The organism is Alteromonas sp. AO-Serp (assembly GCF_017849675.1).
Classification (GTDB): domain Bacteria; phylum Pseudomonadota; class Gammaproteobacteria; order Enterobacterales; family Alteromonadaceae; genus Alteromonas; species Alteromonas macleodii.
The window spans coordinates 1-8,348 of record NZ_JAFLMX010000077.1 but is presented as its reverse complement, the minus strand read 5'-3'; the positions used below and the strand labels follow the sequence as shown (position 1 = coordinate 8,348).

Sequence of the window (8,348 nt, the reverse complement as noted above, 5' to 3'; positions counted from 1 at the left end):
CTACAATGCAGTCTTTGTCTAGCTTGCCAGACTTAAACGCGTCATCCAGTTCAAACTGGTCTTCAAACACAACCGCTGGAGCTTTGATATTACAGTGAGGCGTGCGAAGCGCTGAGGTTTTGATAACGCCACGACCAAGATTGCCGTCAAGTACACTCAAACCACCATCTGGCTTAAACGGAGCGTCAACAGTTGCTAGCACTTCTTTATCAAGGGATTCAGTTGGGCCATCTCGCCATTCTAATTCGCCGTCTTTAAGCACAGGCTCTTTAGTGTAGAAGTCTAAGCCTTCACCACAAATAGTCTTAACGTCGTTATGTAGTAGACCCGCATCAAGCAACTGTTTAATTAGCAATGACATACCACCTGCTGCAACAAAGTGGTTAATGTCAGCTGAGCCATTCGGGTAAATGCGAGTAAGAAGAGGCACAGCATTAGAGATATCTGAGAAGTCGTCCCAATTTACGATGTAACCTGCAGCGCGTGCTACCGCAATAAGGTGCATGGTGTGGTTAGTAGAACCACCCGTAGCAAGAAGACCTACAAGGCCGTTCACAATGGCTTTTGCATCTACAATGTGACCAATTGGCGTATAGTTGTCGCCAAGGTCAGTTAGGCGTGTCGCTTGGACCGCAGCCGCTTTAGTTAACGCGTCGCGCAAAGGTGTGCCTGGATTAACAAACGACGAACCCGGAAGGTGCAAGCCCATCATTTCAACCACTAGCTGATTCGAGTTTGCCGTTCCATAGAACGTACAGGTACCCGCAGAGTGGTAAGATTGAGATTCAGCTTCAAGCAACGCGTCACGCCCTACTTTACCTTCGGCAAATTCTTGACGAACACGGGCTTTTTCTTTGTTTGGAAGACCCGATGGCATTGGACCAGCTGGCACAAAAACGGTTGGCAAATGACCGAACGTTAGTGCGCCCATTAATAGCCCAGGAACGATTTTGTCGCAGATACCTAGCATCAGTGCGCTATCGAACATGTTGTGAGAAAGCGCAATGGCAGCCCCCTGAGCAATGTTATCACGGCTCATTAGGCTTAAGTCCATGCCAGACTGGCCTTGTGTAACACCATCACACATAGCAGGTACGCCACCTGCGAACTGGGCTACGCTGCCTACTTCTTTCACTGCATCCTTAATGAGCGCAGGATACGTCTCGTAAGGCTGGTGCGCTGAAAGCATATCGTTATACGCAGACACAATTGCCACGTTGGCTTTGGTCATTGAACGAAGATCTGATTTTTCGCTTGTTCCACATGCTGCAAAGCCGTGAGCAAGGTTACCGCATGACAACACACCACGGTGTGGTCCTTGACGTCGTGCACTCTCAATTTTTTCTAGATACGCCTTACGCGTTTCTTTACTACGCTCGATAATTCGTTGCGTAACTTCAGCAATTTTTGGATTCATGTTTGTCTCCTATGGCGCCCACATCAAAGTAACCGGCGCGCGGTTAACTACGGCGGTGATGGGCTTTTGCGCTTCGGTGGCATTTTCAATAGCATCAAGTAAGACTTGTTTTTTCTTCTCGCCTGTTAAATGCAAAAAGATATTACGGCTATTGAGTAACGCTGGTAGCGTTAATGAAATACGTTGATGAGGTGCTGTTGTAGGTTGAACAGCGATGCAGGTTCTGCCGCTGCTCATATCTAAGCCGTCAAGTACTTGTTCAGAGCAAGGGAAAAGCGATGCAGTGTGACCATCTTCCCCCATGCCAAGAATCAATGCATCAAAAGGTTGTGACATGCTAGCCAGATTTGACTCTGCGGCATTTACGCCTTCGTTTGCATCATTAGCATCGCTTTTCAATTCGATAAAACGAGCTGCTGCGGCTTTATTTTGAATTAGATTATTTTTGACTAGGCTGGTGTTGCTGGCCTCGTGGCCCTCTTCAACCCAGCGCTCGTCGGCAAGGGTGATATCAACCTTATCCCACTCAAGTTCGGTTTCACTTAGTTGTTTAAAAAGCGCCAGCGGTGTACGACCACCACTAACGACAAGCGAAGCTCGACCGCGAGTTTTAATACCTGTTTTTAAAATGCTGACTAAGTCTTGCGCAAATGCGTCAGTCAATGCATCAGGTGTTTCGAATGATAGAGTTGTTAACGCCATATTACTTTTTCTTCCCTGTTTTGCTCTCGTACCAGCTGCGATTTTCGCGAGCAAGAAGACCTATAGAGTCTACCGGCCCCCACGTACCTGCTTGATACGGTTCTGGCGGCTCGCTCGATTGCTTCCACGCTTCAAGAATTGAGTCTACCCATGTCCAGGCTTGTTCAATTTCGTCACGACGAACGAATAGCGCCTGATTACCCAACATAACTTCAAGAAGGAGTTTTTCGTATGCGTCAGGAATACGCTCATCGGCAAACGCTTCAGAGAAACTTAGGTTTAACTTGGATTTTTGTAGATCCATAGAGCCTGAGCTGGTTAAGCCAGGTACTTTATTCATTACGGTGATTTCTACCCCTTCGTCTGGCTGTAGACGAATAACGAGCTTATTGGGTGGGAGATTCTTGAAGCTGTCACCGAACAAGTTGTGTGGCTGACGCTTGAAGTAAATAACAACTTCACTCACCTTAGTTGGCATGCGCTTACCTGTGCGTAGGTAAAACGGCACACCAGCCCAACGCCAGTTGTCAATTTCCGCTTTAATAGCAACAAAGGTTTCGGTTTTACTTTGCGTATTAGCACCTTCTTCTTCAAGGTACCCAGGCACTTCTTCGCCCTTCACGAAACCAGAGGTATACTGACCGCGTACTGTGCTGTCATTAATATTAAACGAGTTAATCGGACGAAGCGCTTTAAGCACTTTCAATTTTTCGTCACGAATGCTGTCAGCGTCGAGCGTTGTCGGAGGCTCCATCGCTACCAAACTTAAAATTTGTAGCAAGTGGTTTTGCACCATATCTCGCATTTGACCCGCGTCGTCAAAGTAACCCCAACGCCCTTCAATACCCACTGACTCTGCAACTGAGATTTGAACATGGTCAATGCAGTTGTGGTCCCAGTTAGTAGCAAAAATAGAATTGGCAAAACGCAGTGATACTAGGTTTAGTACTGTCTCTTTACCAAGGTAATGGTCAATGCGGTAAATTTGCTTTTCGTCGAAGTATTCTGCAACTTGCTCATTGATCACTTTAGACGATGCCAAATCGTGACCAATTGGCTTTTCTAGCACAACGCGAACGCTTGAGTCGATAATTTTGCAGCTATGCAGGCCACGACAGATATCACCGTATATCGCCGGTGGCGTCGCTAGATAACACACCATGGTGCGGCTTGGGTCAACGTGGTCGTCTAATACGCAATAGCTTTCAACGTCCTTCATGTCTACGCATGCATAGTGCAACCGTGCTTTCATTTTTTCCCAAGTGGCTTCACACAAGTTCTTCTCGCCAAACTTGATTAGGTTGGCATGAACTTCTTCAATATAGGCATCCAGCTCCATTTCTTGACGCGCAACACCCACAATAGTGGTGTCTGGGTGCATCAAGTTTGCTTTTTCAAGCTGATATAAAGAAGGCAACAACTTGCGTCGTGAAAGATCTCCCAGTGTACCGAAAAGTACAAAATCACAGGGTTCGTAGGAATTATCCAATACCATATTCGTCGACCTTTTAAATGTATGTGTCCGCGGCGTATTGTACAGTTATTTACAACACTAACGACTATTTTTACCGTATAGTTAACACCAAATGTAGTAAAATTACAACTTGTACCAACTATAGGATCTGAATCTTTACTGTTTCCCTCAGTTTACCCTCATTTAACCCGATTGAAATAACAAAAATTGTCAAAAAATTACATTTTTCTTGTCACAGACGTCACATTGGGTACTATTACGGGTGTACCTTACAATAAATTGTGCTAACTAATTGCTATATCTGTATGAACATTTTAGAAAAAATCACACAAAACCAAGCGGCATTCAGTAAATCTGAGAAAAAGGTAGCTGAAGTAATTCTAGCTAACCCACAAACGGCCATTCATTCGAGTATAGCAACCCTCGCTAAGATGTCGGATGTGAGTGAGCCTACCGTAAACCGTTTCTGCCGAAGACTTGATACTAAAGGCTTCCCAGACTTTAAACTGCATTTAGCGCAGAGCCTGGCTAACGGCACGCCTTATGTAAACCGCCATGTTGATGAAAACGACAGCCCAGACGAATATACCAATAAGATATTCGAATCGACCATGGCGTCCCTGGAAGTGGCGCGCCAATCTGTGGATGTGAACGTGGTAAATCGCGTTGTTGATTTACTTACACAGGCACAGAAAATTTCATTTTTCGGCTTAGGCGCTTCAGCTTCAGTGGCACACGATGCACTAAATAAGTTTTTCCGCTTCAATGTTCCAGTGGTCTACTTTGAAGATATTCTGATGCAGCGCATGAGCTGCATGAACTGTTCAGATGGCGATGTTGTTGTATTGATTAGCCATACGGGCCGAACTAAAAGCTTAGTAGAAATAGCGCAAATTGCCCGCATGAACGACGCTACTGTGGTAGGAATTACCTCAGCAGATAGCCCGCTGGCACAAGAGTGCAGTTACGTGTTATCGCTGGAAGTGCCGGAAGATACTGATATGTATATGCCTATGGCCTCTCGCATCGCGCAGCTCACGCTAATTGATGTACTGGCAACCGGCTTTACACTGCGCCGCGGCAACAAGTTCAGAGAGAACCTGAAGCGAGTAAAAGATACGCTGCGTGGTTCACGTTATGAAAAGCGTGGTGAGTAATTTTCTTCCCACGTGATCACATAAGAACCACTTACCGTAACAATATCGGTTCAATAAATCAGCGAAAACGCCTAACTGGTCGAGCCAGTTAGGCGTTTTTGTTTATTTCATTCACATTTTTGTCAAATTCAACTATTATTCTGTAATAAAATTACGTAAAGCGATTACAGGCATACCGTATAAACGCGTAGCCTATCACTCTTTGCCTTTTCTAACTTAGAAACAGCGACGGAATCACATGACCAGAAGAACGAAAATTCTTGCCACCCTAGGACCTGCAACCGACTCACTTGAAAAGATTCAGGCACTTATTGCCGCAGGCGCAAACACTGTGCGCATGAACTTTTCACACGGACAAGCCGAAGACCACATTGAACGTGCAAAGCGCGTTCGTCAGGCAGCAAAGAACCTAGGTAAATACGTAGCGATTTTAGGTGATCTTCAGGGCCCTAAAATCCGTGTTGCTCGTTTTGCCGAAGGTGCAGTTCGTTTAGAGGTTGGCGCAAAATTCATTCTAGACGCTGAATTAGGCCGCGACGAAGGTGATATTAATCAAGTAGGTATTGATTACAAAGCGCTTCCTGATGACGTATCAGCAGGCGATATTCTGCTTCTTGATGACGGTCGTATTCAGCTTCGAGTAACTGGCGTCGAAGGCCGCAAAGTGATTACTGAAGTAACAGTAGGCGGCAAGCTTTCAAACAATAAAGGCATTAACCGTCAAGGCGGTGGTCTTTCTGCAGATGCACTTACCGAAAAAGACAAAGAAGACATTAAAACCGCCGCGAAAATTGGTGTTGATTACCTTGCAGTGTCATTTCCTCGCAGCGGCGCAGACTTGAACTACGCGCGAGAACTTGCCGAAGCAGCTGGCTGCTATGCAAAAATTTGTGCAAAGGTCGAGCGTGCTGAAACGGTGGCGTCTGACGAAGCCATGACGGATATCATCAGCGCTTCAGATGCGGTAATGGTTGCTCGTGGTGACTTGGGTGTAGAAATTGGCGATGCGGAACTTGTTGGTGTTCAAAAGAAACTGATTGCCCGTTCTCGCCAGCTCAACAAGGTTGTGATCACCGCGACGCAAATGATGGAGTCGATGATTGACAGCCCTATGCCTACACGTGCAGAAGTAATGGACGTTGCAAACGCTGTACTAGACGGCACTGACGCGGTAATGCTTTCAGCTGAAACAGCGGCGGGTAATTTCCCTATTGAAACAGTTGCAGCTATGGCTCGTGTTTGTGAAGGCGCGGAAACACATCCAAGCGTTAAAATTTCCAAGCACCGCATGGATCAGCAGTTTTCTTCTACTAGCGAGTCAATTGCTCTGTCAGCGGTTTACGCTGCGAACCACTTGCCAAGTGTTAAAGCGATTGTAGGTTTAACTGAAAGTGGAACTACACCAACGTTAATGTCTCGCATTACTACATCTCTGCCAATTATTGCGATGTCTCGTCACGAATCAACGCTTAACACAATGGCGCTTTGCCGCGGCGTTAAGCCGGTTTTCTTTGACTCTTCAAACAGTGAACCTGGCAAATTGAAGTACGATGTCATTGCATCACTTAAAGAGAAAGGATTAGTGAAAAGCGGCGACAGTATCATCCTGACTTACGGCGATGAAATGGAAAAAGTGGGCGCGACCAATACCCTTAAAATCGTAGAAGTCGAATAGCGACGAATACACTATTAAAGCGAAGCAAATGCTTCGCTTTTTTTTGCCTGTAATTTACTAAAGCAGTGGTAAGCTGACGCTTATAATAAGAACACTCATCTAAGTCAGTATCAAAATTACAAAAAACATATCCAACAAAACAACGAGAATTCGTTAACACTCCTCGGGACAACAACGACAAAAATAAGGATAGATATGCAGCTCGTTTTCAATCGCTACACACGTTTTTCAGCAATTATAACGCTCTTGGCACTTTTCACTCATAGCGTATGGGCAAATACACAGCACGTACACACCATGAAGCGTGTAGAAGTAGCTTCACAGAACGCTCCGTTACAGCCAATAATGATTCAAGGCCCCATGCCCATTGAAGCCGAATACTTTGCTGCGCTTTTGGGTAACACTACAACAGAGTATTCAGGTAATGCCGTATTCTATAAAGGGACACTAGACGGGTATCCCATTGTGGTAGCTAAAACCGGTAAGGGTTTAGAAAATACAGCGGCCGCCACCGCTATTGGCATAGAGAGATACCACCCTCGCCTTATCATCAATCAGGGAACATCAGGTGGCCACGATCCTTCCTTAAAAGTTGGTGACATTGTTCTTGGCGAACGCAGTATTAATGCATCCAACTTTAAAACGCCCAAGCTGGCTCAAGGAGAAGGTTCTCAACCGTTTAATTGGCTACCGATGGATATTATGGCGTCAGAAGGCAGCGCGGGAGAAGGGAGTAGCGCTAAGGACGCAGAAAAGTTGCGTTTTTATTTAGGAGACAAACAGCTCATCAACCTAGCTCTATCGCTATCCAAGCAGTACAAACGCGGGAACGTCGTTAAAGGAACGATTGGCAGCGGTAACTTTTGGAATAACGAGTTAGATCGAATAGCATGGCTCCATAAGAATATGGGAACGAGTGTGGAAGAAATGGAAACCGCTTCTGCAGCGCAGATTGCACATGCCTACCACGTTCCCTTTTTAGGTATTCGCGTATTGTCGAACAACATTACCAACCATGGTGAATATGACCCAACCACGGCCAAAGATTGTCAGGCCTTTGTTGAAAAAGTGGTAAAAGCTTATATTTCTGCGCTGTCGGAATAAATTTGGAAAACACTCAACCGAAAAACGCGCCCTACATTGTAAGAATGTAGGGCGCGTTTTCATGTATAGCCTTTGTATTAGATTGCTTGAGCGGTATAAGTTTCCGCATCTTGACTAACATCATTCGCGTATTGAGTAAGATGATGATTTAGAATATTTTCGGCGCGCTCAACAAACTCATCACGCTTAAATTTCCAACCTCTTAAATCGGCTTGCTTAGCCTGTGCAATGTAGTGCTCTAGACGCGTTTTTCTCAATAGATGTGCCTTTTTCGACAAATCAAATTCTACCAATGAGAAGTTGCGCTGTACTTTTTGAATATCCATATGAACGGGGCGCTGTTCGTCATCAGCTGATGCTTGGCTTACGGATAGCTTTCCTTGCCCAATTACACCGACTATAACAATGATTGCTGATACCACTAAGCCTGAATAAACCCACTTTAAAAAGTTCATGCCCCACTCCTTGAACGATTTTGCACTTGTATCGATAAGCTCGCTACAATCCACTTAATTAAAACTATTTATCACCAATGTATTGAGTCATTCGACTTTCTAAGTTTCTAGCTTTCACGTTGCAGCAGATGTTTTCTGCCTGACAATACAAACTTTCGTCTGTTCAATACATCAAGTAATTCACTCATATCTACTTAACCATATGCACCTTCCGCACCATATAGTTAATCTTTATTTTTCAGCAACTTAGACCAACCCAAAACTTATACTAAAGTTGTATAAGGTACTTTCTACACACAGCAAGATAAAATTTTCCTTTCAAATTTAATAAACTCACTCCCCTTAATACTGTACACTTATACAG

At 44.9% G+C, this 8,348-nt stretch carries 7 protein-coding genes; 3 read left to right on the top strand and 4 right to left on the bottom strand.

Features of this window, described 5'->3' with window-relative positions:
- From edd to zwf, 3 genes are all read right to left on the bottom strand, one after another.
- A partial coding sequence (gene edd / locus QVA83_RS06480) for a phosphogluconate dehydratase (protein ID WP_287498262.1) occupies positions 1–1,417 on the bottom strand: 1,417 nt, incomplete at its 3' end.
- A 9-nt stretch (positions 1,418–1,426) separates the two neighbouring features.
- Positions 1,427–2,119 (bottom strand): 6-phosphogluconolactonase, encoded by a 693-nt coding sequence (gene pgl / locus QVA83_RS06475; RefSeq protein WP_069944511.1) that lies wholly within the window; start codon positions 2,117–2,119, stop codon positions 1,427–1,429.
- Position 2,120: 1 nt separating this feature from the next.
- Entirely contained in the window at positions 2,121–3,614 is a 1,494-nt protein-coding gene (gene zwf, locus QVA83_RS06470; RefSeq protein WP_014949853.1) for a glucose-6-phosphate dehydrogenase, read from the bottom strand.
- 284 nt (positions 3,615–3,898) lie between these two features.
- Here zwf and QVA83_RS06465 point away from each other — a divergent pair, with 284 nt between their 5' ends.
- The 3 genes from QVA83_RS06465 (at position 3,899) to QVA83_RS06455 (ending at position 7,529) form a co-directional block, all read left to right on the top strand.
- Complete coding sequence (locus tag QVA83_RS06465) at positions 3,899–4,750, top strand: MurR/RpiR family transcriptional regulator (RefSeq protein WP_014949854.1); 852 nt, start codon at positions 3,899–3,901, stop codon at positions 4,748–4,750.
- 238 nt (positions 4,751–4,988) lie between these two features.
- Positions 4,989–6,425 (top strand): pyruvate kinase, encoded by a 1,437-nt coding sequence (gene pyk / locus QVA83_RS06460; protein ID WP_014949855.1) that lies wholly within the window; start codon positions 4,989–4,991, stop codon positions 6,423–6,425.
- Between the two features lie 195 nt (positions 6,426–6,620).
- Positions 6,621–7,529 (top strand): 5'-methylthioadenosine/S-adenosylhomocysteine nucleosidase, encoded by a 909-nt coding sequence (locus QVA83_RS06455; RefSeq protein ID WP_156078504.1) that lies wholly within the window; start codon positions 6,621–6,623, stop codon positions 7,527–7,529.
- Positions 7,530–7,606: 77 nt separating this feature from the next.
- Here the strand turns inward: QVA83_RS06455 and QVA83_RS06450 are convergent, their stop codons facing one another.
- Positions 7,607–7,984, bottom strand: coding sequence for a hypothetical protein (locus tag QVA83_RS06450; protein WP_014949857.1), 378 nt, complete (start codon positions 7,982–7,984; stop codon positions 7,607–7,609).
- Positions 7,985–8,348: the final 364 nt, after the last annotated feature.

Coding starts and splice junctions, on each gene's coding strand:
- pyk (WP_014949855.1), top strand. CDS start 4,989: ATGACCAGAAGAACGAAAATTCTTGCCACCCTAGGACCTGCAACCGAC.
- QVA83_RS06455 (WP_156078504.1), top strand. CDS start 6,621: ATGCAGCTCGTTTTCAATCGCTACACACGTTTTTCAGCAATTATAACG.
- QVA83_RS06450 (WP_014949857.1), bottom strand. CDS start 7,984: ATGAACTTTTTAAAGTGGGTTTATTCAGGCTTAGTGGTATCAGCAATC.
- zwf (WP_014949853.1), bottom strand. CDS start 3,614: ATGGTATTGGATAATTCCTACGAACCCTGTGATTTTGTACTTTTCGGT.
- QVA83_RS06465 (WP_014949854.1), top strand. CDS start 3,899: ATGAACATTTTAGAAAAAATCACACAAAACCAAGCGGCATTCAGTAAA.
- pgl (WP_069944511.1), bottom strand. CDS start 2,119: ATGGCGTTAACAACTCTATCATTCGAAACACCTGATGCATTGACTGAC.